Annotated in this window: 33 protein-coding genes; 6 read left to right on the top strand and 27 right to left on the bottom strand. The window is 39.9% G+C overall.

From position 1 onward, the window contains the following. Positions 1-55: 55 nt before the first annotated feature. The gene (locus tag K348_RS18350; RefSeq protein ID WP_036930182.1) at positions 56-541 is read right to left on the bottom strand and encodes a hypothetical protein; all 486 of its coding nucleotides are present in this window, start codon (positions 539-541) and stop codon (positions 56-58) included. Between the two features lie 255 nt (positions 542-796). Here K348_RS18350 and K348_RS0104420 point away from each other — a divergent pair, with 255 nt between their 5' ends. Continuing rightward, positions 797-1435 (top strand): LolA-like putative outer membrane lipoprotein chaperone, encoded by a 639-nt coding sequence (locus K348_RS0104420; RefSeq protein WP_036930215.1) that lies wholly within the window; start codon positions 797-799, stop codon positions 1433-1435. A 111-nt stretch (positions 1436-1546) separates the two neighbouring features. Beyond that, positions 1547-2488, top strand: coding sequence for a thioredoxin-disulfide reductase (trxB, locus tag K348_RS0104415; protein WP_029903314.1), 942 nt, complete (start codon positions 1547-1549; stop codon positions 2486-2488). A 58-nt stretch (positions 2489-2546) separates the two neighbouring features. Here the strand turns inward: trxB and K348_RS0104410 are convergent, their stop codons facing one another. Further along, on the bottom strand, positions 2547-3539 hold the full coding sequence (locus K348_RS0104410; RefSeq protein WP_029903312.1) for a helix-turn-helix domain-containing protein: 993 nt from the start codon (positions 3537-3539) through the stop codon (positions 2547-2549). A 350-nt stretch (positions 3540-3889) separates the two neighbouring features. Here K348_RS0104410 and K348_RS0104405 point away from each other — a divergent pair, with 350 nt between their 5' ends. Then, positions 3890-5887 carry a hypothetical protein gene (locus K348_RS0104405; protein ID WP_231496744.1) on the top strand — a complete coding sequence of 666 codons (1998 nt, stop codon included), beginning with the start codon at positions 3890-3892 and terminating at the stop codon, positions 5885-5887. A 152-nt stretch (positions 5888-6039) separates the two neighbouring features. Beyond that, the gene (locus K348_RS0104400; protein WP_029903308.1) at positions 6040-6690 is read left to right on the top strand and encodes a helix-hairpin-helix domain-containing protein; all 651 of its coding nucleotides are present in this window, start codon (positions 6040-6042) and stop codon (positions 6688-6690) included. Here K348_RS0104400 and K348_RS0104395 read toward each other — a convergent pair. Genes K348_RS0104395 through K348_RS0104375 form a run of 5 tightly spaced genes read right to left on the bottom strand, consistent with a single transcriptional unit; the run spans position 6687 to position 10911 of the window. After that, positions 6687-7337 carry a response regulator transcription factor gene (locus tag K348_RS0104395; protein ID WP_029903307.1) on the bottom strand — a complete coding sequence of 217 codons (651 nt, stop codon included), beginning with the start codon at positions 7335-7337 and terminating at the stop codon, positions 6687-6689. The two genes, K348_RS0104400 and K348_RS0104395, sit on opposite strands and share 4 nt — an antisense overlap. Before the next feature lie 37 nt (positions 7338-7374). Then, positions 7375-8193 carry an alpha/beta hydrolase family protein gene (locus K348_RS0104390; protein WP_029903306.1) on the bottom strand — a complete coding sequence of 273 codons (819 nt, stop codon included), beginning with the start codon at positions 8191-8193 and terminating at the stop codon, positions 7375-7377. Between the two features lie 3 nt (positions 8194-8196). Beyond that, positions 8197-9027, bottom strand: a complete 831-nt coding sequence (locus K348_RS0104385) for an alpha/beta hydrolase family protein (RefSeq protein WP_029903304.1) — start codon at positions 9025-9027, stop codon at positions 8197-8199. Between the two features lie 11 nt (positions 9028-9038). Continuing rightward, a complete protein-coding gene (locus K348_RS0104380; RefSeq protein WP_029903302.1) occupies positions 9039-9869 on the bottom strand; it encodes an alpha/beta hydrolase family protein in 831 nt (276 codons plus the stop codon). Positions 9870-9879: 10 nt separating this feature from the next. Further along, positions 9880-10911, bottom strand: coding sequence for a lysylphosphatidylglycerol synthase transmembrane domain-containing protein (locus tag K348_RS0104375; protein WP_029903300.1), 1032 nt, complete (start codon positions 10909-10911; stop codon positions 9880-9882). 505 nt (positions 10912-11416) lie between these two features. Here K348_RS0104375 and K348_RS0104370 point away from each other — a divergent pair. Both K348_RS0104370 and pbpC read left to right on the top strand, forming a co-directional pair. Next, a complete protein-coding gene (locus tag K348_RS0104370) occupies positions 11417-11950 on the top strand; it encodes a GNAT family N-acetyltransferase (protein WP_029903298.1) in 534 nt (177 codons plus the stop codon). Then, entirely contained in the window at positions 11947-14340 is a 2394-nt protein-coding gene (gene pbpC / locus K348_RS0104365; protein WP_029903296.1) for a penicillin-binding protein 1C, read from the top strand. Before K348_RS0104370 ends, pbpC begins: the two co-directional genes overlap by 4 nt. A gap of 315 nt (positions 14341-14655) precedes the next feature. Here the strand turns inward: pbpC and rplQ are convergent, their stop codons facing one another. From rplQ to rpsQ, 20 genes are all read right to left on the bottom strand, one after another. Continuing rightward, positions 14656-15273, bottom strand: a complete 618-nt coding sequence (rplQ, locus tag K348_RS0104360; protein WP_029903294.1) for a 50S ribosomal protein L17 — start codon at positions 15271-15273, stop codon at positions 14656-14658. Between the two features lie 8 nt (positions 15274-15281). Next, complete coding sequence (locus K348_RS0104355; RefSeq protein ID WP_029903292.1) at positions 15282-16274, bottom strand: DNA-directed RNA polymerase subunit alpha; 993 nt, start codon at positions 16272-16274, stop codon at positions 15282-15284. 8 nt (positions 16275-16282) lie between these two features. After that, the gene (rpsD, locus tag K348_RS0104350) at positions 16283-16891 is read right to left on the bottom strand and encodes a 30S ribosomal protein S4 (protein ID WP_029903291.1); all 609 of its coding nucleotides are present in this window, start codon (positions 16889-16891) and stop codon (positions 16283-16285) included. A gap of 108 nt (positions 16892-16999) precedes the next feature. Next, positions 17000-17389: a 30S ribosomal protein S11 gene (gene rpsK, locus K348_RS0104345; protein ID WP_029903289.1), complete on the bottom strand. Its 390-nt coding sequence runs from the start codon at positions 17387-17389 to the stop codon at positions 17000-17002. Positions 17390-17399: 10 nt separating this feature from the next. Then, on the bottom strand, positions 17400-17780 hold the full coding sequence (rpsM, locus tag K348_RS0104340) for a 30S ribosomal protein S13 (RefSeq protein WP_029903287.1): 381 nt from the start codon (positions 17778-17780) through the stop codon (positions 17400-17402). A gap of 33 nt (positions 17781-17813) precedes the next feature. Continuing rightward, positions 17814-17930, bottom strand: coding sequence for a type B 50S ribosomal protein L36 (ykgO, locus tag K348_RS18975; protein ID WP_006800238.1), 117 nt, complete (start codon positions 17928-17930; stop codon positions 17814-17816). Positions 17931-17942: 12 nt separating this feature from the next. Further along, positions 17943-18161, bottom strand: coding sequence for a translation initiation factor IF-1 (gene infA, locus K348_RS0104335; protein ID WP_029903284.1), 219 nt, complete (start codon positions 18159-18161; stop codon positions 17943-17945). A gap of 18 nt (positions 18162-18179) precedes the next feature. Next, positions 18180-18962 carry a type I methionyl aminopeptidase gene (gene map / locus K348_RS0104330; protein ID WP_029903282.1) on the bottom strand — a complete coding sequence of 261 codons (783 nt, stop codon included), beginning with the start codon at positions 18960-18962 and terminating at the stop codon, positions 18180-18182. Between the two features lie 13 nt (positions 18963-18975). Further along, the gene (secY, locus tag K348_RS0104325; RefSeq protein ID WP_029903280.1) at positions 18976-20292 is read right to left on the bottom strand and encodes a preprotein translocase subunit SecY; all 1317 of its coding nucleotides are present in this window, start codon (positions 20290-20292) and stop codon (positions 18976-18978) included. A 1-nt stretch (position 20293) separates the two neighbouring features. Continuing rightward, positions 20294-20743, bottom strand: a complete 450-nt coding sequence (gene rplO / locus K348_RS0104320) for a 50S ribosomal protein L15 (protein WP_029903278.1) — start codon at positions 20741-20743, stop codon at positions 20294-20296. Positions 20744-20774: 31 nt separating this feature from the next. Next, the gene (gene rpmD / locus K348_RS0104315) at positions 20775-20951 is read right to left on the bottom strand and encodes a 50S ribosomal protein L30 (RefSeq protein WP_029903276.1); all 177 of its coding nucleotides are present in this window, start codon (positions 20949-20951) and stop codon (positions 20775-20777) included. Positions 20952-20969: 18 nt separating this feature from the next. Next, positions 20970-21488 carry a 30S ribosomal protein S5 gene (gene rpsE, locus K348_RS0104310; protein WP_029903274.1) on the bottom strand — a complete coding sequence of 173 codons (519 nt, stop codon included), beginning with the start codon at positions 21486-21488 and terminating at the stop codon, positions 20970-20972. Positions 21489-21493: 5 nt separating this feature from the next. Next, positions 21494-21838, bottom strand: coding sequence for a 50S ribosomal protein L18 (gene rplR / locus K348_RS0104305; RefSeq protein WP_029903272.1), 345 nt, complete (start codon positions 21836-21838; stop codon positions 21494-21496). Between the two features lie 18 nt (positions 21839-21856). Next, complete coding sequence (gene rplF / locus K348_RS0104300; RefSeq protein ID WP_029903270.1) at positions 21857-22411, bottom strand: 50S ribosomal protein L6; 555 nt, start codon at positions 22409-22411, stop codon at positions 21857-21859. 21 nt (positions 22412-22432) lie between these two features. Continuing rightward, on the bottom strand, positions 22433-22828 hold the full coding sequence (gene rpsH / locus K348_RS0104295; protein ID WP_029903268.1) for a 30S ribosomal protein S8: 396 nt from the start codon (positions 22826-22828) through the stop codon (positions 22433-22435). 148 nt (positions 22829-22976) lie between these two features. Further along, positions 22977-23246: a 30S ribosomal protein S14 gene (gene rpsN, locus K348_RS0104290; RefSeq protein ID WP_029903266.1), complete on the bottom strand. Its 270-nt coding sequence runs from the start codon at positions 23244-23246 to the stop codon at positions 22977-22979. A 1-nt stretch (position 23247) separates the two neighbouring features. Next, positions 23248-23811, bottom strand: a complete 564-nt coding sequence (gene rplE / locus K348_RS0104285) for a 50S ribosomal protein L5 (RefSeq protein WP_029903265.1) — start codon at positions 23809-23811, stop codon at positions 23248-23250. Further along, a complete protein-coding gene (gene rplX / locus K348_RS0104280; RefSeq protein WP_029903263.1) occupies positions 23811-24128 on the bottom strand; it encodes a 50S ribosomal protein L24 in 318 nt (105 codons plus the stop codon). The genes rplE and rplX overlap by 1 nt, the downstream gene beginning before the upstream one ends. Before the next feature lie 19 nt (positions 24129-24147). Next, the gene (rplN, locus tag K348_RS0104275) at positions 24148-24513 is read right to left on the bottom strand and encodes a 50S ribosomal protein L14 (RefSeq protein ID WP_029903261.1); all 366 of its coding nucleotides are present in this window, start codon (positions 24511-24513) and stop codon (positions 24148-24150) included. A gap of 2 nt (positions 24514-24515) precedes the next feature. Continuing rightward, positions 24516-24773, bottom strand: coding sequence for a 30S ribosomal protein S17 (rpsQ, locus tag K348_RS0104270; protein WP_029903260.1), 258 nt, complete (start codon positions 24771-24773; stop codon positions 24516-24518). Positions 24774-24779: the final 6 nt, after the last annotated feature.

Here is a 24779-nt window from a genome sequence, read left to right as displayed (position 1 = left end):
CAATACCTCTTTTTTAGTAGAAACTTTTGAATATTGTTTATCGCTGCCTCCCGCATTATCTGTGATTACATTCTTCTCCGAAGCCGAACCCGCCGTGTCCGCCGAATCCATGTCCATGCATAGCAAAATGCCTGTTAAGGATAGCTTCTTTTTTATTTTTGATAAATTGCTCTTTTTCTTCGGATGTCTTACTCATCCATTCTTCACACAATTTATCGATAGCTTCGACGCTGAAATGACCGTGATGTGAAAAATCCCTGTTCTTCATTGCATCTTCCCTTTCTTTTATAAACGCTTCTTTTTCCTCTTGGGTCATTTTCTCCCAGCTTTTGCGGAAATGGTCGAAAATACCGGCTGCGAAGCCCCAGCCACCGAAGTGTCCGCGATGACCGCAACCCTCTTTGCCTGCTTTTTCCATTTTCTTATTCATGCACTCAACTTTCTCTTCCATAGTCATTGCTGACCATTTTTCCATAAGATCTTTTTTTGCGTCCATATCGAAATGGCCTCTTCCGAAGAAGCCCATACCAAAATTTCTCATATTTGTTTTTGTTTTATTCTAATTAATAATTTGTTACTTAGGTACCTCTATTAGTGTAGACGAACTGGGTAAAAAAATATTTTAAGCGATGTGGGGTTTTATAGAATAGTAAGTATTATTTATATATAAAAACAGATTCTTAATCGGATAAGAGGTTAATACAAATAATCCTAATAATGAGAGTATTTAGCTTTGGGTTTTTAAACTTTTCAGTCAATTAATTGTCTATATTTGTATACAAATCAGAAAATGAAAATGAAAAGCAAACTTTTTATATTATTCGTACTCTTCACATTCGCCACCGGACTGTGGGCTCAAAATGCCCGTGATATATTGGATAAAGCATCGGATGCATACAATAAAGCGGGTGCCGTAACAGCTACTTTCACGCTCGATTCGAAAGATACCAAGTCCAACTCGGTATATAGCTACGACGGTAAGGCATCTATGAAAGGCAATAAATTCAAGATTGAAATACCGGATGCAATCACATGGTTCGACGGCATTACCCAGTGGGTATATGTAAAAGATACCGAAGAGGTAAATATCACCAGTCCTACCGGAGAAGAATTGCAGGCTATCAGCCCGTCGGTGCTTTTCAATATATATAAAAAGGGATTTAATTTGTCTTATAAAGGGGAGAAGAGATCGGGCGGAAAATCTTTAAACGAAGTGGAACTTATTCCTCAGAAAAAAAATGGCGAATTCACTAAAATCCTTGTACTTATCGATAAAGCCAGCAACATATTCTCAAAAATAACCGTAACTGACAAGAACGGCATCGAAAATATACTGAGCATAAAGAGTTACCAAAGCGGTGCAAACTTGCCGGACGCTGTATTTCAGTTCGATAAGAAAGAATATCCGAGAGCCGAAATCGTAGACCTGCGATAGATAGATTTTGTTTATGAATGTATAAATAATTGGAAAGACATACATTTTGAATGAATAAGCATTTTCTATATCTTTGCATAAAATATAAACAAAACATATAAATCTTAAAACATGAACGAAAAAGTACGTTGCCTGATTATCGGGTCAGGCCCCGCAGGATATACCGCTGCAATCTATGCATCGCGGGCCAATTTATTTCCTGTACTTTATGAAGGAATACAGCCGGGTGGACAATTGACAACTACTACCGACGTAGAAAACTTTCCGGGATATCCGGAAGGCGTTACAGGTACCGAACTAATGGAAGACCTGCGCAAACAGGCTACACGCTTCGGAGCGGATATCCGTTTCGGGATAGCCACAGCAGTAGACTTTACCAGCTATCCGCGTAAAGTTATCATCGATGGCGAAAAAACAATAGAAACAGATACTGTAATCATAGCAACCGGTGCCACTGCTAAATATCTAGGCTTACCGGATGAAGCCAAATATGCCGGAATGGGTGTATCTGCCTGCGCGACATGCGACGGTTTTTTCTATCGTAAAAAGGTTGTAGCCGTAGTAGGCGGCGGAGATACTGCCTGCGAAGAAGCTATTTATCTTGCCGGACTGGCAGAAAAAGTTTACCTGATTGTGCGTAAACCTTATCTGCGTGCTTCGAAAGTGATGCAGGACAGGACGATGCAGAACCCGAAAATAGAAATTTTGTTCGAATGCAATGCTGTAGGATTATTCGGGGAGAACGGTGTAGAAGGCGCTCATATCGTAAAGCATTTGGGGGAACCTAACGAAGAAAAATTCGATATCAATATAGACGGTTTCTTTCTTGCAATAGGCCACAAACCGAATACCGATATATTTAAAGGACAATTGAATCTCGATTCTACAGGATATATCATTACTGCTCCGGGTACACCAAGAACCGAACTGGACGGTGTATTTGCAGCGGGTGATGTTGCCGACCCTCACTATCGTCAGGCAATAACGGCTGCCGGAAGCGGATGTCAGGCAGCAATAGAGGCTGAGAGATATTTGAGCGAACAAGGACTGTAAGAAATATTCATATAATAAACGATGTAGCAGCGGCCGGAAGAGATTCCTGCCGCTGTTATCAATTAATCAGGTCTTTGTTTGCCATCAAATCTTCAACATAGGCATATTGCTTTTCAAAAAAACTTATTTGCAATTCTTCATTAGTTCCCGAAATAAATTTACTTTGCCTCTTATATGTTTCGAGATAATGTCTGTGTAAGGTGCAAAGATTTTGGTCGCGACATATGGTCGGGTGTAATTCATTCGGGAAAATCAATCCATAGATTTTATCGTCATTTTCTACGGAAGCAGAATTGATATATATTTTCCTGTCGCTAATGTAATATTGGTGCCTTCTTGCATAGGATTTGTTTTGTCCGATCTCAGATTCGATATATTTCAGCAGTTGTTTTAAATCCATCGCAATATCTGTCAGTTCGTTTTCATCTAAGAGCCCACGCCTGTAATAATATTGTATTTCCTGCATAGTATTCAGGAATATGTAACGATCGATAATATATTCCCAGACTCCCTGACTGAGATTATGCCGCATATCCTTGACCTTATTTTTGATGTCTTTTATTTCAGGCAACACTTCTATATCTTTCATCCTATCTTTTATACGTTCGGGATGCCACTGATAAATAAACTTATAATAATAAAACTTGAATAAATTTTCAAAGTGAAGTGTATACACAAACCAGAGATGATTTGAAATGATAATAGTACTTCTTTGATTGGCCGACTTCTCTTCCTCTAATTCCTCATAGTGCAGCTGCAATGTTTTCAAAATAATTGATTCCATGTTATCTTCAACATGACCATTCATTTCAAAAAGATGTTTATTTTTTGAATTAAGATAAATAAGTTCGTCTACCGAGAAATTCATTTCTTTTGCAAGAATGACTATTTCTTCATAGGTAAAAGATATCTCTCCTTTGAGCCGGCGAAACACAGAAACCCGGCTAAGACCCAGTATCCCCTGAACGTAATCGGTTAAATTTATATGAGCAGGCGCACAGTCTCTGATTTTAGATATTATTGCATTTCTTATCTCATTTTTACTTTTCATATCTTAAATAAATAATCTTTATAAATAAATAATTGTTAATAATCCGCGTATCGCAATCGTTTTTGTGAAATAATCCTGTATCGAATATTTTTTATATTTCAAATACTGAATATTTTTCCTTTCAACAGTTAGATTACAAACACTTTTTTGATAAACAAATCAATGATTATCAAAAAATATATAATTTATTTTGTAAAGGTGATTTATGTTTCAGAAATGACAAATGAAAGACAAACATAAACAAAAAAAATTATTGGGTAGTTATTTTTCATCGGCAAATATGTTTTTTTAAAAATATTTATCGATGAAGCTTTACGTTAAAATCTAAAACTTTATTTTACTACAGAAAAATGGGGAAAAAATTTCTATTGTTGGCTATGGGCATACTCATAACCAATTTAATGCTGTATTCACAAGTTACAATAGGGAGTGGGGAGCCACCGGAAAAGTATGCCACTTTGCAGATAAAAGACATCAACGCTATTGATTCATTAGATGATTTAACAGCACAAAACGGGGGTTTACTATTACCCCGTGTAGCACTGAAAATGAAAAAGGAACTTCTACCGTTTGCAACTCCGGCAGAAGTAAATGCAAATCCTCAGCCACAAAGCTATCTGGATGCAAAGAAATCACACACAGGCCTTATTGTGTATAACATTAAAGAAGACGACAATGAAGAGCTTTGTCTGGGATTGAACCAATGGGATGGGGAACAATGGAACTGTTTTCAAACTAAATTGGGGAATGCTATTGCGGAATTAGGTGATTGTGATTCAATTAAATTTGCCGGTCAATATCAGGATAAAGTGTTATTAAACGGATCGAACTATATGACCGTACCCTTGCATGTAAAGAAACCCGGGGCATACACTATCACAGCCCGCGCGGCATATTCTGCCGATCATAGCATAGACAACGGGTATTATTTCACGCAAACAGGAGTGTTTATGACGCCGGGATATTATTTTATTTCGGTACCGGGAGCAGGAACGCCGCTCAAATTTACTCCTACGGGTAATAACGGTGACCTCATCACCATTACTTTCAACAACAAACAACTGGATGCTTGTGATCCTTTGTATATAAAAGTGGAGGACTCGTCTATAAAACCTTTATATACAATGGACTGTAGTTCGGTAAAGGTACGAGGTGTTTATAAAATAGACGTCCCGTTGAAGCCGAATGAGAATTATATAGAAATGACATTAAATGTAGACCTTTCTGCAGTCGGCTCCACTTATATTATCGAAACTAATACGGTGGATGGCATCACATTCAGGGATGAAGGGCTTCTGACCGGTACCACAATGAATATAAAATTAAGAGGCTCGGGAACTCCGACCAGTCTGGCGGATAAATATATGACAATCACCTCTAACAGCCAGAAATCTGTTGCCACATGTAATGCGACTGTTATAGTGGTTATTCCTAAAAAGAGGGTGTATACATTAGGGCACGATGCCGATTATGGATATAACCTGTCTTCTGGTTCTACCGCAAGAACGATTCTGACAACGCCCACTAATTTCGGGGTGCTGGAAAACAGTATTGTAAAAACCGATATGCCGAATTATGATTTCGTTGTAACCAGTTACACCGGAATTCCCACAACTTCACAAGTCACTGCTATTTTAAATGAATTGAGAAATAACAAACCGGATATTGTACTTGTTACGCAGGATTTTTATATTCCTACGGATGCAAGCGATAGAGCCAGATTGTTGGATGCCTTTGTTGAGTATCTTAATAATAAAGGAGTAATGCTCCTGCTTTGGGAAGCTAATCCTAATGGTGTGAATGGTAGTGCCGCCCTATTTTTCAGGTATTTGTTCAATGTTTCGGCTATTAAGCAATATCGCGGACAAGGAACAGGTTCTATCTATAAATTTACGAATACAGATGATGAGATAATGAACGGGCCTTTCGGCGATATCAGAAGCAAATATTGGGGTGAAGATGCTTCGTGGGCAATGTCTTTAACTAACTTGCCACTGAGCGAACTGGATATATATTCTTATGGAGATGATTATTCAAATTTGTCAGGTGGAAGTTATGATATTACAGGCAACCCGCTAGTTTTCAAACACAAAACAATGAACCTATTTTATGCCGGTGATGGTGGTTTCATTTCCGCCCACAATTCGGCATTAACGAATGGTAACGGTTACTATTCAAGTAAAACGATATGTCCGTTCGCATTTGATCCGGTTACAAAAAAGCCTAAAGCAAAACCGAACTATGGGTCGGGGGTTTCGTATGATGTATACAACTCGGTTGCATTCTTTAATGTATTTGCATGGGCTATAAGACAAGCTCAGTTTAACGGAATAAATAATAAACCTTAATATCTAATACTGGGGGCTTTCAATCTGAAAGACTAATCTATTCTCATTAAATAAAGGCCGGAAGAAAATCCGACCTTTATTTTTTATTGTGAATAGCTTTTGTTTTCATAGCTTTGCGAATATTTGTTATACGTTAAAAAAAGCGATATAAGATGTGCTTGAAAGACTACTTTTATTTCCAAAAGCGGGACAGGCTTGCAATACTATTATTGCTTATCCTCATTGTTCTTTCCGGCATAATATATATCCTTACAAAACCTGCACCAAAAGCAGAGGACAATTTAACAGAAACACAAGAGGCTTCTTTCATCAATACCAAAAAGGAAAATACAAAGACTGCAAATAGAAAGATACAGAATACCCAAAAGCCCTTAGCATATTCCTATCAGGAAAAGCTGAAAACAGGAGAAACAATCGAATTAAACTCCGCAGATACCACCGCCTTAAAAAAGATACCGGGTATAGGAACCGCTTATGCCAGCAGAATCGTCAAATACCGGAATTTACTGGGTGGATATGCAGATATTACACAGCTACAAGAAGTATGGGGAATAGATGAAGGATTATATAACAAAATCACTCCATATCTGACAATAGAACCGAAAACAAATACGATAAGGATAAATCATTTAAGTATTAAAGAACTTATGAGGCATCCGTACATCGATTATAAACAGGCGAAAGCCATTGCAGATATACGCGAACGGAAAGGTAAAATAGAATCCGTAAACAGATTATCCTTATTGGATGAATTCTGTGAAGAAGATATTAAAAGGCTTAATCCCTACCTTTCTTTCGATTAAATATAATATTCCGCCAGATCGACCAAGCCTGCACGCATAGCATACTTTATAGCTTCATGTACATTATTTACTTCCAGTTTGCGGAAAATATTCTTACGGTGAGTGATAATCGTATGAAAACTCAGGTTGCGGTTCGATGCTATCTCTTTCGTAGTACGTCCCAAAGCAATTTCTTTTAGTATCTCTTTCTCGGTAGCAGTCAGAATATGATCTAACGAGTCGGATACAGGCTTTTGAGATTGCAAAAGCTGGTTTGTTATCCGCCCACAGATATAACGTTCTCCGCGCAATACATGGGCTAGCCCCATATTTATTTCTTCCACTTCGCACGATTTCAGAACTATACTGTATGCTTCGCTGCTCATTGTTACACGCCGCAGAAAATCATAACTCAGTTCATCGGAAAACAATAGCCAGCGGGATAGGGAAAAACGGTAGCCGACATTCAACAATTCGTCCACACTTGTAAAATCCGACAAAGTATAATCCAGTATTACAATAGCTTCGGGATATGAAACCAGTTGTTTTATCAAATCGGCTTTTGTATCGGCAAAAAGGATGGAAGACATTTTATTTGTCCTGCCTGCAAGCGTTTCAATCCCGATGCGGGTAATATCCTGTCTGTCGGAAATAATAACGTCTTTCATTCTTTTTGCTGATTATATGATTTGATTTCAAAGATAACTATTTCCGGTTGAAAAACTTGGAGAAGAACATCAGTTGATAATCTACGGCATTACCCCAATACTCATGATTATGTGCACCCGGACGGGTGATATATTCATGCCGGATATTCCTGTAAAGCATCTCCTTATGCAACTGTTCGTTTACTTTGTAGAAAAAATCACTTGTGCCGCAATCGATAATGATAGCAAGCTTATAAGGTTCTATTTTATATAGTTGAGTGATAATTGTATGATTATCCCAGCGCTCGTTGTTCTCAGAATATTTCCCGAGCCGTTTGCTCATATCCCAGTTATTCGGAAAAGGACGTATATCTACTCCCCCACTCATAGAACCGCATGCACCGAAGATATCAGGATGATTAATTCCAAGCCACAGACTGCCGTGGCCGCCCATACTGAAGCCTGTTATCGCACGTCCTTTCGGAGAGGCAACTGTATTATATTTATTATCTATGTATTGAACCAGTTCTGAACTTATATATGTTTCGAACTGGAAAGACGGATCTACCGGACTATCCCAATACCAGCTATCCTGCCCGTCGGGGCATACGAAGATAGTCTGCCATTGGTTAGCATCCTGCGGCAAACTTTTTTTCGTTTGGCCTACCCATGTGCTATAATTCCCCCCATATCCGTGAAGCAGATATATGACAGGATATTTCTGCGAATTGTTTTTATTATATCCTTCGGGAAGTACGACGACATTCTTAATGGCACGGTTCATTTTAGCACTGAAAACTTCTACAGTATCGACTGTCTGGGCATGAAGTGCGGTGAAAAATAATGATAATAAAAATGCAATATTCAATTTCTTCATATCTTATTTATGAGCATTAAAGAGTTTATAAAAAAACATCATTTGATAATCTATCGAATTGTGCAGGTATTCTGCACTATGTTCGCCCGGGCGTTCTATATAATCATGAGGTATGTTCATGTAAATCATTTCCTCATGCAGCCTTTTGTTCACATTGTAAAAGAAATCATTTATACCACAATCAATTATAATTTTCAATGTATTCGGTTCTATTTTATGAAGTTGATTCAAAATAGTATGCTCATCCCACAATCCGGCATCATCTTTATACCTCTTCCCTATTTTGGGTACTATTTCAAAACTGCCGGGAAAAGCACGAAGATCTACACCTCCGCTCATACCTCCGCATGCACCGAAAACATCGGGATGATTAATTCCCAACCAGAGACCACCATGTCCTCCCATGCTAAACCCTGTAATACCTCTTCCCTGAGGTGAAACAATAGTCCGGTATTTATTGTCAATATATTTAACCAGTTCCTTGCTTATGTACGTATCGAACTGAGAAGCCGGATCGACCGGACTATCCCAATACCAGCTATTTTGCCCGTCAGGACAAACGATAATCATCTGCCACCTAGTTGCATCCTGTGGCAGACTTTTTTTAGTTCTCAAAACCCATTCGTCAAATTTGCCGCCATGGCCATGGAGCAGGTAAAGAACCGGATATTTCTGTGTATCCGATTTATTATAATTTTCGGGCAATACGACTACATTTTTTATCGTTTTATTCATCTTCGAACTGAATACCTCCACAGTATCCACAGTCTGTGAAAAGAGAGGAGTGCAAACAATGATGCATAGTAAGCATAAGGTTGTAAATAATTTTTTCATTATTATCAGATTTAATTACTCTTACTTTTACTAAAATAGCAGGAGAAAAAATTTAATTGTTCTATAACCGCTTTATTCCAATACGTACGGTTATGTTTTCCCTCATCTATTACATACTTATGAACAATACCCTTATCTAACATAGCCTTATGAAGTTCTTCATTTACCTTAAAGAACTCGTCATCACGACCGCAATCGATAATGATAGACAATGAATCCGGCTTTATCTTATCGAGTATATTTACTATTACATACTTATCCCAGCGTTCTTTGTTTGCCGCATATGTGCCTAATTGAGTACTTAATTTATATACCCTTGGAAACGGACGAAAATCTACCGCTCCGCTCATAGAACCGCATGCACCGAATACATCGGGATGATTGATTGCTAATCGCAAAGCGCCATAGCCACCCATACTAAATCCGGATATTGCCCTCGATTCGCGACTTGCCAATGTATTGTAATTACTATCGATAAAACTCACCAGTTCCTTTGATATATAAGTTTCAAATTGTGAAGCAGGATTAACAGGACTGTCTATATACCAGCTGTTTTCTCCTTCGGGGCAAACAAGTATCATTCCCAAACGTGATGCATCTTCGGGTAATGCAGGTCTAATCACTTTTGTCCATGCCCTATAACCCGACTGCACTCCATGAAGCAGATAAAGTACAGGATATTTTTTTGCACTATTTTTATCGTATCCGTCCGGAAGAACTACAATCGCTTTTAATGAACGGCTCATCTTTGTGCTGAATACATCGACCGTATCTACCTGCTGGGCATACATACCTGTTACGGCAATTAAAGATAAGAACAATATGTAAAATATTTTCCTCATATCCCGTCTGTTAATCTTCCTTTTTCCCGAATGACTTTTTCACCCAACCCGGCACTATCAATGCTCCTACAAAGAGGTAATTATAATATGTAAGCAAACGCCATAGCAAAATAATGACCGGAACAACACCGGCTAACGGGATAAATTCACTCAGATATTGCTTAAAAATAAATTCGGTAAAACCGCTTCCACCGGGAGTAGGGCTAACAACCATTACCACCCACATTACAAACTGACGTGCAAATATCAGCAGATTGTCATGTACCTCAAAGAATGCAATAAATATTGCATTTACTACCAAATAGCGCGAACTCCACGACAGGATAGTAGCCGTTATTAGAGGGAACCAATAAGAAAAAGTTTTTCCCCTGATTTCTTTCGAACTTATGATAATATCATCGCCTGCTTTTGCGGCACCCTTGTGCCAGCGACGGAGAAAAGGCAGCCTGAATATTTTTATTATCAACCAGCGAATAGCCTGAGGTTTGAAAAATAATCCTATTATTAAAATAGTACATAATAACATCTTTATGATATAGGCCACAATAAAAAGCACCAATACTCCCGAGCCTAAAGCCGTATTGTCGGCAAACAATGTATGAAAGGGAAGAAACAAGAGCAGAATAGGAAACGTCACCACAAAAAACATTTCATCGAGCAATAAGGTAACGAATACCATCGCCGTACTTCTGCCCACAGGTATATTTTCCTTTGCCAGAAATAATACAGCCATACTGGAGCCGCCTACCGAAGATGGTGTTATAGCCGTACCGAATTCGGCCAACAGTGTAACTTTTATACACTGCTTCCACGATAATTGTTTTTCGGTAAGATAACGGTAACGGATTACAAAGCCGACATCGCGCCCCAGCATAAAACAGAATGCAATCGCTATCCAGAAAACGGTATGCCCTGTGACGGATATTTGTTTCAGGTCGGCAACATTAAATTCGCGACTGAACATATAGATTATAACCCCCATACCGATAAATGTAGGCAGGAGAATTTTCCAAATACTGAAGCCCGAAGATTCTTTTTCCATTCTGTTTTTGAGGCAATCGTACAAAAATAACAAAACATTTCATCATTCTGTTCCCGTATTTGCAGGATAACCGATAAATAATTGAAGTATTAGTTAAAAAATACGCAGATAAGTATTATTTTTGAATAAGTGTAATAAGATAAGATTTAAGAAACTATTTATCTATATATCGAAGCAAACTACTATATATATTTCTCAGTTGAAAGCAACTGGGGTCGTAACTGATAATAGTATGAAAAAAGTTGTGGATTATGGTGATTTTTAGTTCTTAATTAATTTTAGAATATTGGAGTTATCGGTAAAACTATCAGCTGAAAAATTCGTTACTTTCGTTACCTTTTAACTAAATAGAGTTAACGAATGTGAATTCTTCAATCAGATACAAGTAAACGGGTAAACAAGTAGACGAGCCTTTCAACTCGTATCTGGTATCTTGTTTACTTGTCAACTTAAATTTCCGTTACTTTTGTTACTTTTTAACAATATATAGTTAATAAATATAAAAATGAATAAGTATTATACTCGACTGAAACGTATTGTATTACGGAGTATCCGAGAAACCGATGCAGAGGCCATATATAAATACCGTTCGCTTGAGGACATAGCTAGATATCAATACTGGGAGCCTTTTACAAGGGAACAGGCAACAGCCTTCGCAAAACAACAGGAAGCACCCGTAGAAGAAGGTAAATGGATGGGGCTAGCGATAGAAAAAGACGGTATTCTTGCGGGAGATTGCGCATTTAAGATTGAAGGTATTACTGCCGAAGTCGGCTGTAATATTTCGCCGGAATATCAGGGACAGGGGCTGGCTAAAGAGGCGTTGACCCTATTGATAAACCGCCTGTTTAAGAATGATAATATAGAAGAAATTATCGGTATCACCGATTCGGAGAATATAGCATCTATACGGCTGCTCGAATCAGTGGGGATGATTAAAGATGAAGACTTTGTGAATGAGGTAATGTGTAAAGGAAAATTGAGTATTGAATATAAATATAAACTTAAGAGAATAAACTGGAAGAATAAACATGAATGATTAAAAACTACCTGAATACAATTAACACATTCTTTATCAGTCTTTTTAATAGATACAAAAAGAGCAAGTTGAAATACCGGATAGGCATTCCCGTATGTCTTGTCCTGCTTATATGGTATATCTTTTGCCTGCCCTCTCCCCTCTTCCATGTTCCGTACAGCACCGTCGTTTCCGACAGGCATGAAGAGCTACTTGGCGCACGTATAGCCGATGACCAGCAGTGGCGTTTTCCCACATCCGACTCTATTCCCGAAAAATATAAGACCTGCCTGATAGAATTCGAAGACAGGTATTACAACTCCCATTGGGGAGTAAACCCGCTTGCAATTGCCCGCGCCATAAAGCAGAATATCAGTGACGGCAAAATCGTCAGCGGGGCTAGTACTATCACGATGCAGACAATCCGCCTTTCACGTAAAGAAAACCGTACATTTGGCGAGAAATTCATCGAAATGATTCTTGCCACACGTCTGGAGTTCTCATACTCGAAGGACGAAATACTGGCCTTATATGCCTCACATGCCCCTATGGGCGGAAATGTTGTAGGAATAGAAGCCGCCTCATGGCGGTATTTCGGACATCAGGCGGCAACCCTTTCGTGGGCAGAAGCTGCAACACTGGCCGTATTACCCAATTCCCCTACACTGATGCACTTCGGGCGCAACCGTGACAAGTTATTGACGAAACGAAACAGATTGCTTAAACAGCTTTACGACCGTGAAATACTGGATGAAGTAGATTATGAACTAGCCATAGGCGAACCGTTACCGTTTCAACCGCACCCGCTACCACAGGTAGCTCCTCATCTTGTTACCCGCCTGTATAAAGAACAAGGCGGCAGGCATATCACCTCAACTATTGACAAATCTCGACAGGAACGCATAGAATCGATACTCAGCCGATGGAATGCCGAATTTTCGCAGAACGGTATAAAAAATATCGCGGCGATAGTCCTCGATGTACAGAAAAATGAAGTGATAGCTTATTGTGGAAATGTCGACTTCGAGAAGAGCACGTCGGCAAATCAGGTAGATATCATACAGGCGCCGAGAAGTACGGGAAGCATTCTGAAACCTTTTCTCTATTGCGCCATGGTACAGGAAGGAGAATTGTTGCCCGAGCAAATACTGCCTGATGTGCCAATAAATCTCAACGGTTTTGCACCGAAGAATTTTAGTCTGCAATACGATGGAGCAGTGCATGCATCGGAAGCACTTGCCCGTTCGCTTAATGTGCCTTTTGTAGTTTCGCTGCGTAAGTATAGCGTACCGAAGTTCTATAATCTATTGAAAAGAGCAGGAATGACGACACTTAACCGCTCGGCCGACAATTACGGGCTATCTCTTATTCTGGGGGGTGCAGAAGGCAAGCTATGGGATATTAGTTATATGTACCTGCGAATGGCGCAACAACTCAATATATATAACGAAGATGCCCGTTATTACGAAATGGAACAGCCCTCTTATATTCTCCACGAGGATAATAATAAGAAAGGTGAAAGAATCCGTAATCCACTATTCTCGGCAGGCGCTATATGGCAGACATTCGAAGCACTGACAAATGTCAACCGTCCCGAGGAAATAGACTGGCGCTCGATTCCTTCGATACAGAAGATTGCATGGAAAACAGGTACAAGCTTCGGTTTTCGCGATGGCTGGGCTGTAGGTGTAAATCCACGTTATGTTGTGGGGGTGTGGGTCGGCAATTCTGATGGTGAAGGGCGTCCGGGACTTACAGGTGCTCGTACGGCGGGTATGGTGATGTTTGATATATACAATGCATTGCCTCAAAGCCGCTGGTTTGCCCGACCTGAGAATGACCTTGTAAGAACAGAGATTTGCCATGAAAGCGGTTGCCTCAAAAGCATGAACTGCCCCGAAGCAGAAACAGATACTCTATGGATAAGCAAAAGGGGACTGAACGGTGCGGTATGCTCCTATCACAAATTAGTGCATCTGTCTGAAGATATGAAATATCAGGTGTATGAAGATTGCGCCGGAAAAAGGGGCATTATGCATACATCGTGGTTTATCCTGCCACCGTCATGGGAATGGTATTATAAGGAACAGCATCCAAGCTATCGCTCTTTACCGCCTTATTCACCCGAATGCAGGGAAGATTCGGAAGTAAAATTGATGGAATTCATCTACCCGTTCCCGAATGCAGTAATCAGCCTGCCTAAACAACTGGACGGAACATTAGGTAACGTTGTCTTCGAATTAGCACACCGTTCACCGCAGAACCGAGTATATTGGCATCTCGACGGGAAATATATAGGCGAAACGAAAGGCTTTCACAAAAAAGACTATAAGCCGGATAAGGGTGAGCATAGGTTAACTGTGGTGGATGAAACGGGAGTAAGCCTGTCTGTAAAATTCACGATAAAATAGACTCACTTTTAACATAAACTTAAAACAATGTATAACAGCAACTTATAGGATAAATTCATAAAAAGAACACTTTTTATGCCAAATATTTGATAAATCATGCAACGTTTACCATATTCCGTCATCTAAGTAGTAAGTAAAAAAGATTGCTTGCGTAAGAAAGACTTCCCAACCTTATCACGGATTATTACAAACTTACATGGCATTGCTATTTATGCAGCCGGGAGGATAACAGTTCAATCAGAACTAACTTATCAAGCAAAAAAAAGTATCCTGAGATTCAGGATACTTTCTTTTTATATAACTAAGAATAGAGTATTATTCTTCAGTCTTTGGCTTCTCTTCTGCTGCAGGTGCTTCAGCTTCCGATGTAGAAGCAGTTTCTTCTTCAACTATCGGCAAAGAAGTCGGAGCAGCTTCCAAAGCTTCTACTTCAGCCTCTTCTGCTTTCTCTACCTTTTCAGCTTTTGCTTTCTTAGAAGTCTCTTTAGCAGCTACAGGTTGATCAGCTGCCTTTTTAGAGCGGCGTGTTCTACCTTTCGATGCAGCTTTCTTCTCTTTCAGCATGTTTTCATTGTAGTCTACCAGTTCGATAAAACACATTGCTGCGTTATCTCCAAGACGGTTTCCTGTTTTAAGGATACGAGTATATCCTCCCGGACGGTCAGCTATCTTCTGAGAAACATTCTGGAACAATTCTGTTACAGCTGCTTTATTCTGAAGATCCTGAAACACTAAACGTCTTGACTGAGTAGTATCTTCTTTCGATTTTGTAATGATAGGCTCTACAACTTTCTTCAATGCTTTCGCTTTGGCAACCGTTGTAAAGATTCTCTTATTAGGACTCAGGATCAATGAGGCACACATATTCGACAACATAGCGTTTCTGTGTGAGCTTGTACGTCCTAAGTGGTTAAATTTCTTATTATGTCTCATGTCGCTTACTAATCTTTATCTAATTTATATTTAGAAATATCCATACCGAATGACAGGCTCAGGCTATCCAATAGTTCATCGAGCTCGGTAAGTGATTTCTTACCAAAGTTTCTAAACTTAAGAAGGTCGTTCTTATTAAATTGCACAAGCTCGCCTAATGTTTCTACTTCCGCCGACTTCAAACAGTTAAGGGCACGAACAGAAAGGTTCATATCCGATAACTTAGTTTTCAGCAGCTGACGCATATGCAGGATTTCTTCATCGAATTCTTCATTACCGTCGACTTCGCTCTGCTCAAGGAGGATCTTCTCATCAGAGAACAGCATAAAGTGATGGATAAGGATTTTAGCTGCTTCTTTCAAAGCATCCTTAGGATGAATAGACCCGTCGGTCGCTATTTCTATTACAAGTTTCTCGTAGTCCGTTTTTTGCTCCACACGATAGTTTTCTATCGAGTATTTTACATTGCGGATAGGAGTATAAATAGAGTCAATAGCTATAACATTAACATCGTCGGACAGATTGCGATTTTCATCAGCAGGTACATACCCGCGGCCTTTGTTAATATTCAATTCGATAAGAAAGCTTGCATTCTTGTCTAGGTGACAAATTTCCAGATCAGGGTTCAATACTTCAAATCCTGACAGATGCTTTCCGATATCACCGGCTTTGAATACTTCGGCACCTGAAACGGTAATACTTACCTTCTCGTTTTCAATCTCTTCTACTATCTGCTTGAAACGTACTTGTTTCAGGTTCAGAATGATATTTGTAACATCTTCTATAACACCCGGTACGGTAGCAAATTCATGCTCAACCCCGTCGATTTTTATAGAAGTGATAGCAAAACCTTCAAGAGATGAAAGCAGAATACGGCGCAGAGCATTACCAACGGTAATACCATATCCGGGTTCTAACGGACGAAATTCGAATTTCCCGAAGAAATCATCCGCTTCTAACATCAATACTTTATCCGGTTTTTGAAATGCTAATATAGCCATGAATTTAATTAATTTTTAGAATACAACTCTACGATCAACTGTTCTTTAATGTTTTCAGGGATATCCGCTCTTTCAGGAATATGAAGATATTTTCCTGTCATAGATGATGCATCCCACTCGATCCAAGGGTATTTACTATGGTTAAAACCTGACAATGCTTCGCTGACAACTTCAAGAGATTTTGATTTCTCGCGTACGCCGATTAATTGTCCGGGCTTGATTGAATAAGACGGAATATTTACCACCTTACCGTCCACAGTAATGTGGCGGTGAGAAACAAGCTGACGTGCAGCTGCTCGTGTAGGCGCTATCCCCAGACGGAACACTACATTGTCCAGTCTCGATTCCAACATCTGAAGAAGCACTTCACCCGTGATACCACGTGATGAAAGGGCTTTGTCAAACATATTACGGAATTGTCTTTCAAGCACACCATAAGTGTATTTTGCTTTTTGCTTTTCACGCAATTGAATACCGTACTCCGACGATTTCTTCTTCCTTCCGTTACCGTGCTGGCCGGGAGGGTAGTTCTTCTTAGAAAGAACTTTGTCAGGTCCGAATATTGGCTCTCCGAATTTACGGGCGATTTTTGATTTTGGTCCAGTATATCTTGCCATTTCTTTTCTAATTAATAATTGATGAAAGCTGAAATTGTGCAGCCGCGATTACAGAGAGGGTTGACTTGCAATCAAAATCACAATTTAAGTTCCAATTTTAAATTTTGATTAAACTCTTCTGTGTTTAGGAGGACGACATCCATTGTGAGGAAGTGGAGTAACGTCAACGATTTCTGTTACTTCGATGCCTGCTGCATGGATGGTACGGATTGCAGACTCACGTCCGTTGCCCGGGCCCTTTACATACACTTTTACTTTTCTCAATCCTAAGTCAAATGCAACTTTGGCGCAATCTGATGCTGCCATTTGCGCTGCGTACGGGGTGTTCTTCTTTGAACTTCTGAAACCCATTTTCCCTGCCGAAGACCAGCTAATAACCTGGCCATCGCCGTTTGTAATCGAAATAATGATATTGTTGAAAGATGAATGCACATGAACTTGTCCGATAGCATCCACTTTAACATTTCTCTTTTTCGCTGCGACTGTTTTCTTTGCCATATCAAATTAATTATTTTGTAGCTTTTTTCTTGTTAGCAACAGTTTTCTTTCTGCCCTTACGTGTACGGGCATTGTTTTTAGTACTCTGACCTCTCAAAGGTAAGCCGATACGATGACGGATACCTCTGTAACAGCCGATATCCATCAATCGCTTGATGTTAAGCTGTACTTCTGAACGTAAGTCCCCTTCTACTTTGTACTCCGAAGCGATGATTTCACGCACTTTACCTGCCTGCTCATCGTTCCAGTCCTTCACTTTGATATCTCTATCTATTCCTGCTTCAGCAAGGATTTTGTTAGCAGAACTACGTCCGATACCAAAAATGTATGTCAAGGCTACTTCGCCTCTCTTATTTTGTGGTAAATCGACTCCAACTATTCTTATAGCCATATATTTTTTCGATTAATTTGCAAAATTAATAAATTATCCTTGACGTTGTTTGTACTTAGGATTTTTTTTGTTAATTACGTATAAGCGACCTTTTCTTCTGACAATCTTACAATCAGCGGTGCGCTTCTTCAATGATGCTCTTACTTTCATATCTTTGTTTTTTTATTTGTATCTGAATGAAATCCGTCCTTTTGATAAATCATAAGGTGACATTTCCACACGTACCCTGTCTCCCGGAAGTATTTTGATATAATGCATACGCATCTTTCCCGAGATGTGTGCAGTAATTTCGTGTCCGTTTTCGAGTTCGACACGAAACATTGCATTGGATAGTGCTTCTATTATCACTCCGTCTTGTTCTATTGCTGCCTGTTTAGCCATATAAATTTTTAAAGATTTTTAAATTGCGTTATTCCCTAAAACAGCTTCTACATATTCGAATGTCGATAAGATATCTGCTTTTCCCTGACGTATAGCTACTGTGTGCTCGAAATGAGCTGAAGGTTTACGGTCACGTGTTCTTACAGTCCAGCCGTCGCTTTCGAAGACAACATTCTTGCTTCCCATATTTATCATCGGTTCGATAGCGATACACATTCCCTTCTTCAATAAGGGACCTGTGCCGCGCTTACCATAGTTAGGGACTTCAGGCGCTTCGTGCATCTTACGTCCTATACCATGTCCTACCAATTCGCGAACAACAGAATAACCCCGTTTTTCGCAATATGTCTGAACTGCGTCGCCGATATCGCCTACACGGTTACCTTCCACAGCTTTTTCTATACCCAGATAAAGAGATTCTTTTGTTGCTCTCAGTAATGCTTTCACATCTTCTGCTACTTCTCCTACACAAAATGTGTAAGCAGAGTCGCCGCAGAATCCGTTCTTTTCAGTACCGCAGTCAACAGAAATAATATCTCCATCTTTCAAAACATAGTCGGATGGAATACCATGCACTACGTTTTCATTCACAGAAATACAAAGTGAATTCGGAAAGTCGTTATATCCGAGAAAGGATGGTATAGCACCATGATCGCGAATAAATTCTTCTGCAATCTTATCCAGATATAAAGTCGTTACCCCCGGCTTGATGTGTTTTGCTAATTCACCCTGAGTCATTCCTACAAGGTGGTTAGCTTCACGCATCAACTCAATCTCTTCGTCTGTTTTTAGAAATATCATTTAAATATCCTCCTTAATATGCTGCAATTGAACCGGAACGTCCTTTGATTCTACCCGATTTCAATAAACCGTCATAATGCCTCATCAATAAGTGGCTTTCGATCTGCTGAAGCGTATCCAGCACAACCCCTACAAGAATCAGCAACGACGTACCTCCGAAGAATTGCGAGAATTCACGGCTCACACCGAAATAACTTGCAAATGCAGGAAGGATAGCCACTATAGCCAAGAACAATGAACCCGGAAATGTAATACGGGACATGATCTGGTCTATATAGTCTGCTGTCTTCTTACCCGGTTTGATTCCCGGTATAAAGCCATTGTTACGTTTCAGCTCATCGGCCATCTGCACAGGATTTATAGTCACCGCAGTGTAGAACCATGTGAAAGCAATAATAAGGAATGCAAACACAAGATTATAAGCCACACTGGTATGGTCCATAAACGATCCCCAGAATCCGTCTCTTTCGGTAGAGAACCCTGCAATAGTGATAGGCACAAACATGATTGCCTGAGCAAAGATGATAGGCATCACGTTAGCAGCATTTACCTTCAACGGTATATACTGGCGCGCACCCCCATATTGTTTGTTACCAACTACTCTTTTTGCATATTGTACCGGTATACGGCGGGTACCTTGTACCAACAAGATAGCGCCACAGATAATAAGCAACAGGAATACGATTTCGGCAAGGAACATTACCAAACCTCCGGCCTGACTTGCCAATCGTGAAGAGAATTCACCGATCAGCGCATGCGGAAGTCGTGCAATGATACCTACAAGGATAATGAAAGATACACCGTTTCCTACACCTTTATCCGTAATACGCTCTCCAAGCCAAAGAACAAACATACTACCTCCGGCCAATATGATGGTAGAAGGAATAAGGAAGTCCCATGTTGTAGGAGCCGCCTGTCCCAATGCGCCCAGCAAATATGCAGGCCCCTGGAATAACAGGATAGCTACTGTAAGGTAACGTGTATACTGGTTCATCTTCGTACGCCCGCTTTCTCCTTCACGCTGCAGTTTTTGGAAATATGGCACTGCCATACCCAACAGCTGCATAACGATGGAAGCAGATATATAAGGCATAATACCTAATGCAAAAATCGATGCATTGGCAAATGCACCTCCCGAGAACATGTTCAAGATGTCGAGTATACCTCCCGATGTTTTTGCCTGAAGGGCATCAAGAGCGGCAGGATCAACACCCGGAAGAACAATATGCACACCGAAGCGATAGATCACCACGAAAAAGAAGGTAATCATGAGCCTTTTTCTAAGGTCCTCAATCTTCCATATATTTTCCAGTGTTTTTACTAATCCCATCTTACTTCAGTTTTGTTACGGTTCCACCTATTGCCTGAATTGCAGCTTCTGCTGTTTTTGAAAACGCGTGAGCTTCTACATCTACTTTAGTAGTGATGGCTCCGTTTCCAAGTATTTTCACTAATTGATTTGATGAAATAAAACCTGCATCGACTAATGATTGAACATCGATCTTTGAAAGTTTCTTCGCTTCAGCTAAACGCTGTAATACATCCAGATTGATCGCTTTGTATTCAACGCGGTTGATATTCTTGAATCCGTATTTAGGAAGACGACGCTGGATTGGCATCTGACCTCCTTCAAAACCGATTTTCTTAGAATATCCTGATCTGGACTTAGCTCCTTTATGACCTCTAGTAGAAGTACCACCCAGACCCGAACCCGGACCACGTCCGATTCTTTTTGCGGTTTTGGTAGCGCCTGCTGCAGGTTTCAAATTTGATAAACTCATATCTTAATGTTTTTTTATCTTTTAAACTAAATTACTCTACAATAGTCACCAGATGGTGTACTTTGTTGATCATTCCTCTGATAGCAGGTGTATCTTCATGTTCTACGACACGGTTCATCTTTCTCAGCCCGAGAGCGTCTAAAGTCTGTTTCTGGTCTTTAGGACAATTGATTCTGCTTTTTGTTTGTTTAACTTTAATTTTTGCCATAATAATTTTCTTTGCAAATTAACCTTTAAACACTTTTTCCATTGAAATACCTCTGTTCTGAGCTACAGTATATGCATCTCTGAGTTCTCCTAAAGCCTCAATCGTTGCTTTCACAAGGTTGTGAGGATTGGATGAACCTTTCGATTTTGCCAATACGTCTGTTACTCCGACGCTTTCAAGTACGGCGCGCATCGCACCTCCTGCTTTCACCCCTGTACCGGGAGCAGCCGGACGAAGCATTACTTCAGAACCTCCGAAACGTGCGATTTGCTCGTGAGGAACAGTTCCTTTTAGTACCGGAACCTTGATAAGGTTTTTCTTAGCAGCTTCAACACCTTTAGCTATGGCTGTTGTTACTTCACCAGCTTTACCCAGACCCCAGCCTACTATACCGTCTTCATTTCCTACAACTACGATAGCAGCGAAGCTGAATGTACGACCCCCTTTGGTCACTTTTGTAACACGGTTGATCGCAACTAGTCTGTCTTTTAATTCGATATCGTTGGTCGATTTTACTCTATTGTTAACTCCTGCCATGTCTATTAAAATTTAAGTCCACCTTTACGGGCAGCATCTGCCAATTCTTTAATTCTACCATGGTACAGGTAACCGTTACGGTCGAATACCACAGCTGTTACACCAGCTTCCTGAGCAGTTTTAGCAATAAGCTCACCGACTTTTGCAGCGATTTCTTTTTTAGGAGCTTTGTCTGTTAGTTTAAGAGACGAAGCTGCCGCCAGAGTTTTACCTGTCAAATCGTCGATAACCTGAGCGTATATTTGCTTGTTGCTTCTGAATACTGTCAGACGCGGACGTTCGGAAGTTCCTGAAATCTTACCACGTACGCGTAATTTTATTTTATTTCTTTTATCTGTCTTTGTCATCATGATTGCTACAGTTTAGAATTATTTACCTGCGGTTTTACCAGACTTGCGACGGATAACTTCACCTACAAAACGTATACCTTTTCCTTTGTAAGGCTCCGGTTTACGGAATGAGCGAATTTTTGAGCAAACCTGACCGATCAGTTGTTTATCACAAGATTCGAGAATGATTAGCGGAGCTTTGTTTCTTTCCGATTTAGTTTCAAGCTTTACTTCGTTAGGCAACTGCAAAAAGATATTGTGCGTGTAACCTAAAGAAAGCTCGAGTAGCTGGCCTGTGTTAGAAGCACGGTAACCAACTCCGATCAATTCCATTTCTTTGCGATATCCTTCAGAAACTCCTACAACCATGTTGTTGATCAACGATCTGTACAATCCATGTAGTGAGCGATGAGCTTTATCGTCGGACGGACGTGTTACTGATAACACTCCATCTTCTACAGATACTTTAATATCAGGATTCACTTCTTGTGTAAGTTCTCCTTTAGGGCCTTTCACTGTAACTACGTTATCCTTACCAACAGTAACTGTAACGCCTGCGGGAAGGTTTACGGGTAATTTTCCTATTCTAGACATAATTTGTTATCCTCCTCTTAATTAATAAACATAACACATTACTTCGCCACCAACTTTGAGTTCGCGAGCTTCCTTGTCTGTCATCACTCCTTTAGAGGTAGATACTACAGCTATCCCTAGTCCGTTAAGAACACGGGGCATGTCTTTATACCCTACATATTTACGAAGTCCCGGTGTAGAAATGCGGATAAGTTTCTTTATTGCATTTACTTTATTTACAGGATCGTATTTCAAGGCTATCTTGATAGAGCCCTGAGGTCCTTCTTCTACAAACTTATAGTTAAGAATGTAGCCTTTTTCCAAGAGAATTTTAGTAATCTCTTTTTTCAAATTTGACGCCGGAATTTCTACAACTCTGTGTCCAGCCATGATGGCGTTTCTTACACGCGTCAAATAATCTGCTATTGGATCTGTCATGTTTAAAATGATTTAAATTAATCCCGACTCCGGGACAATATTTAAAAACTGTTATTATAGTTACGAGTTATAAATTATAAGGTATGAATTTTCGGATAGCATCGGCCGCTCATTCATCATTATAATTTATAACTTATAATTTCTGTGTTTACCAGCTCGCTTTTTTCACTCCCGGTATCAGACCTTTGGATGCCATTTCGCGGAATTGAATACGCGAAATTCCGAACTGGCGGATAAAGCCTTTCGGACGTCCTGTGATGCTGCAACGGTTGTGCAGGCGTACAGGTGAAGCATTCTTAGGTAGAGCCTGTAGCGCTTCGTAATCGCCATCAGCTTTCAGTTGCGCTCTTTTAGCTGCATATTTAGCAACCATTTTAGCTCTTTTTACCTCACGAGCTTTCATTGATTCTTTTGCCATCTTATATCGATTCTTTTTTTGCGTTCTTAAATGGTAATCCGAACTCTCTCAGTAGGGCATACCCTTCTTCATCCGTTTTTGCGGAAGTTACAAAGGTAATATTCATTCCCAAAATACGGCTAATATTGTCGATATTTATTTCAGGGAAGATGATCTGTTCCTGTATACCCAGTGTATAGTTTCCACGCCCGTCCAGCTTGCTTTCGATACCCTTGAAGTCGCGGATACGAGGCAATGCAACACGTACAAGTCTTTCAAGGAACTCGTACATTTTATCGTGACGCAGCGTAACCATCACACCGATAGGCATTTTCTTACGCAATTTGAAGTTCGAAATATCTTTTTTAGAGAATGTCGCTACCGCTTTTTGTCCTGTAATAGTTGAAACTTCGTTGATCGCTGTTTCGATAATTTTTTTATCTGCAACTGCAATACCAAGACCTTGGTTGACAACTATTTTTTTCAATACAGGAACCTGCATTGTCGATTTATAACCGAATTCTTTCATCAAAGAAGCTACAATACGGTCTTTATAATCTGTCCTAAGAGTTGTTGTATTGCTCATTATTTAATTTCCTCCCCTGATTTTTTAGCGTAACGTACTAGCTTTCCATTCACTTCTTTGCGGCCGATACGTGTAGGTTTACCTGATTTAGGGTCTACCACGTTAAGGTTCGAGATGTGGATAGGAGCTTCTTTTTTCTCTATTCCTCCCTGCGTATTTTTCGCGTTAGGCTTAGTAGCTTTTGATACCATGTTGAGACCTTCTACTATAGCGCGTTGTTTTTCAACAAGCACCTTCAGTACGCGGCCTGTCTTACCTTTGTCGACACCGGTATTCACATAAACTATATCGCCTTTTTTGATATGTAATTTACTCATTGCTTTTTAGTTTTATGGATTAAAGTACCTCTGGTGCCAACGAAACGATTTTCATGTTAGTTGCGCGAAGTTCACGTGCAACCGGTCCGAAAATACGGCTTCCTCTGATTTCACCTGCTGCATTTAGCAATACACAAGCATTATCGTCGAAACGGATATAAGAACCGTCCTGACGGCGGATTTCTTTCTTTGTACGTACGATAATAGCTTTTGTTACAGCACCTTTCTTTATATCACTCGAAGGGATCACATTTTTGACAGCAACCACAATCACATCCCCTACCGACGCATAACGTCTTCTTGTTCCGCCCAATACGCGGATACATAAGCATTCTCTGGCTCCACTGTTATCAGTAACTACCAGTCTTGATTCTTGTTGTATCATAATTATTTAGCCCTTTCGATTATTTCTACTAATCTCCATCTTTTTGTTTTACTCAACGGACGAGTTTCCATGATGCGCACTGTGTCGCCGATGTTGCACTCGTTCTTTTCATCGTGAGCATGATATTTCTTCGTTTTGTTAACGAATTTTCCATAAATAGGGTGTTTTTCTTTCCATTTTACAGCAACTGTGATAGTCTTGTCCATCTTATTACTGAAAACGACCCCGAATCTTTCTTTTCTTAAATTTCTCGTTTCCATCAGCTC

Origin of the sequence: Prevotella sp. 10(H) (genome assembly GCF_000711235.1) — a bacterium.
Classification (GTDB): Bacteria; Bacteroidota; Bacteroidia; order Bacteroidales; family Dysgonomonadaceae; genus Dysgonomonas.
This window is presented reverse-complemented; position numbering and strand designations above follow the sequence as displayed.

Bases quoted from the DNA above. Each gene is read 5' to 3' on its own strand.
- K348_RS0104405 (WP_231496744.1), top strand. From the start codon at position 3,890: ATGGGGAAAAAATTTCTATTGTTGGCTATGGGCATACTCATAACCAAT.
- K348_RS0104385 (WP_029903304.1), bottom strand. From the start codon at position 9,027: ATGAAAAAATTATTTACAACCTTATGCTTACTATGCATCATTGTTTGC.
- rplQ (WP_029903294.1), bottom strand. From the start codon at position 15,273: ATGAGACATAATAAGAAATTTAACCACTTAGGACGTACAAGCTCACAC.
- rpsM (WP_029903287.1), bottom strand. From the start codon at position 17,780: ATGGCTATAAGAATAGTTGGAGTCGATTTACCACAAAATAAGAGAGGC.
- trxB (WP_029903314.1), top strand. From the start codon at position 1,547: ATGAACGAAAAAGTACGTTGCCTGATTATCGGGTCAGGCCCCGCAGGA.
- infA (WP_029903284.1), bottom strand. From the start codon at position 18,161: ATGGCTAAACAGGCAGCAATAGAACAAGACGGAGTGATAATAGAAGCA.
- K348_RS0104410 (WP_029903312.1), bottom strand. From the start codon at position 3,539: ATGAAAAGTAAAAATGAGATAAGAAATGCAATAATATCTAAAATCAGA.
- rpsK (WP_029903289.1), bottom strand. From the start codon at position 17,389: ATGGCAAAGAAAACAGTCGCAGCGAAAAAGAGAAATGTTAAAGTGGAT.
- rpsD (WP_029903291.1), bottom strand. From the start codon at position 16,891: ATGGCAAGATATACTGGACCAAAATCAAAAATCGCCCGTAAATTCGGA.
- pbpC (WP_029903296.1), top strand. From the start codon at position 11,947: ATGATTAAAAACTACCTGAATACAATTAACACATTCTTTATCAGTCTT.
- rplE (WP_029903265.1), bottom strand. From the start codon at position 23,811: ATGAGCAATACAACAACTCTTAGGACAGATTATAAAGACCGTATTGTA.
- K348_RS0104355 (WP_029903292.1), bottom strand. From the start codon at position 16,274: ATGGCTATATTAGCATTTCAAAAACCGGATAAAGTATTGATGTTAGAA.
- rplN (WP_029903261.1), bottom strand. From the start codon at position 24,513: ATGATACAACAAGAATCAAGACTGGTAGTTACTGATAACAGTGGAGCC.
- K348_RS0104390 (WP_029903306.1), bottom strand. From the start codon at position 8,193: ATGAAGAAATTGAATATTGCATTTTTATTATCATTATTTTTCACCGCA.
- rpsE (WP_029903274.1), bottom strand. From the start codon at position 21,488: ATGGCAGGAGTTAACAATAGAGTAAAATCGACCAACGATATCGAATTA.
- rpsQ (WP_029903260.1), bottom strand. From the start codon at position 24,773: ATGGAAACGAGAAATTTAAGAAAAGAAAGATTCGGGGTCGTTTTCAGT.
- K348_RS18350 (WP_036930182.1), bottom strand. From the start codon at position 541: ATGAGAAATTTTGGTATGGGCTTCTTCGGAAGAGGCCATTTCGATATG.
- K348_RS0104380 (WP_029903302.1), bottom strand. From the start codon at position 9,869: ATGAGGAAAATATTTTACATATTGTTCTTATCTTTAATTGCCGTAACA.
- rplX (WP_029903263.1), bottom strand. From the start codon at position 24,128: ATGAGTAAATTACATATCAAAAAAGGCGATATAGTTTATGTGAATACC.
- K348_RS0104395 (WP_029903307.1), bottom strand. From the start codon at position 7,337: ATGAAAGACGTTATTATTTCCGACAGACAGGATATTACCCGCATCGGG.
- ykgO (WP_006800238.1), bottom strand. From the start codon at position 17,930: ATGAAAGTAAGAGCATCATTGAAGAAGCGCACCGCTGATTGTAAGATT.
- K348_RS0104370 (WP_029903298.1), top strand. From the start codon at position 11,417: ATGAATAAGTATTATACTCGACTGAAACGTATTGTATTACGGAGTATC.
- rpsH (WP_029903268.1), bottom strand. From the start codon at position 22,828: ATGACAGATCCAATAGCAGATTATTTGACGCGTGTAAGAAACGCCATC.
- K348_RS0104400 (WP_029903308.1), top strand. From the start codon at position 6,040: ATGTGCTTGAAAGACTACTTTTATTTCCAAAAGCGGGACAGGCTTGCA.
- map (WP_029903282.1), bottom strand. From the start codon at position 18,962: ATGATATTTCTAAAAACAGACGAAGAGATTGAGTTGATGCGTGAAGCT.
- rplF (WP_029903270.1), bottom strand. From the start codon at position 22,411: ATGTCTAGAATAGGAAAATTACCCGTAAACCTTCCCGCAGGCGTTACA.
- K348_RS0104420 (WP_036930215.1), top strand. From the start codon at position 797: ATGAAAAGCAAACTTTTTATATTATTCGTACTCTTCACATTCGCCACC.
- rplR (WP_029903272.1), bottom strand. From the start codon at position 21,838: ATGATGACAAAGACAGATAAAAGAAATAAAATAAAATTACGCGTACGT.
- rplO (WP_029903278.1), bottom strand. From the start codon at position 20,743: ATGAGTTTATCAAATTTGAAACCTGCAGCAGGCGCTACCAAAACCGCA.
- rpsN (WP_029903266.1), bottom strand. From the start codon at position 23,246: ATGGCAAAAGAATCAATGAAAGCTCGTGAGGTAAAAAGAGCTAAAATG.
- secY (WP_029903280.1), bottom strand. From the start codon at position 20,292: ATGGGATTAGTAAAAACACTGGAAAATATATGGAAGATTGAGGACCTT.
- K348_RS0104375 (WP_029903300.1), bottom strand. From the start codon at position 10,911: ATGGAAAAAGAATCTTCGGGCTTCAGTATTTGGAAAATTCTCCTGCCT.
- rpmD (WP_029903276.1), bottom strand. From the start codon at position 20,951: ATGGCAAAAATTAAAGTTAAACAAACAAAAAGCAGAATCAATTGTCCT.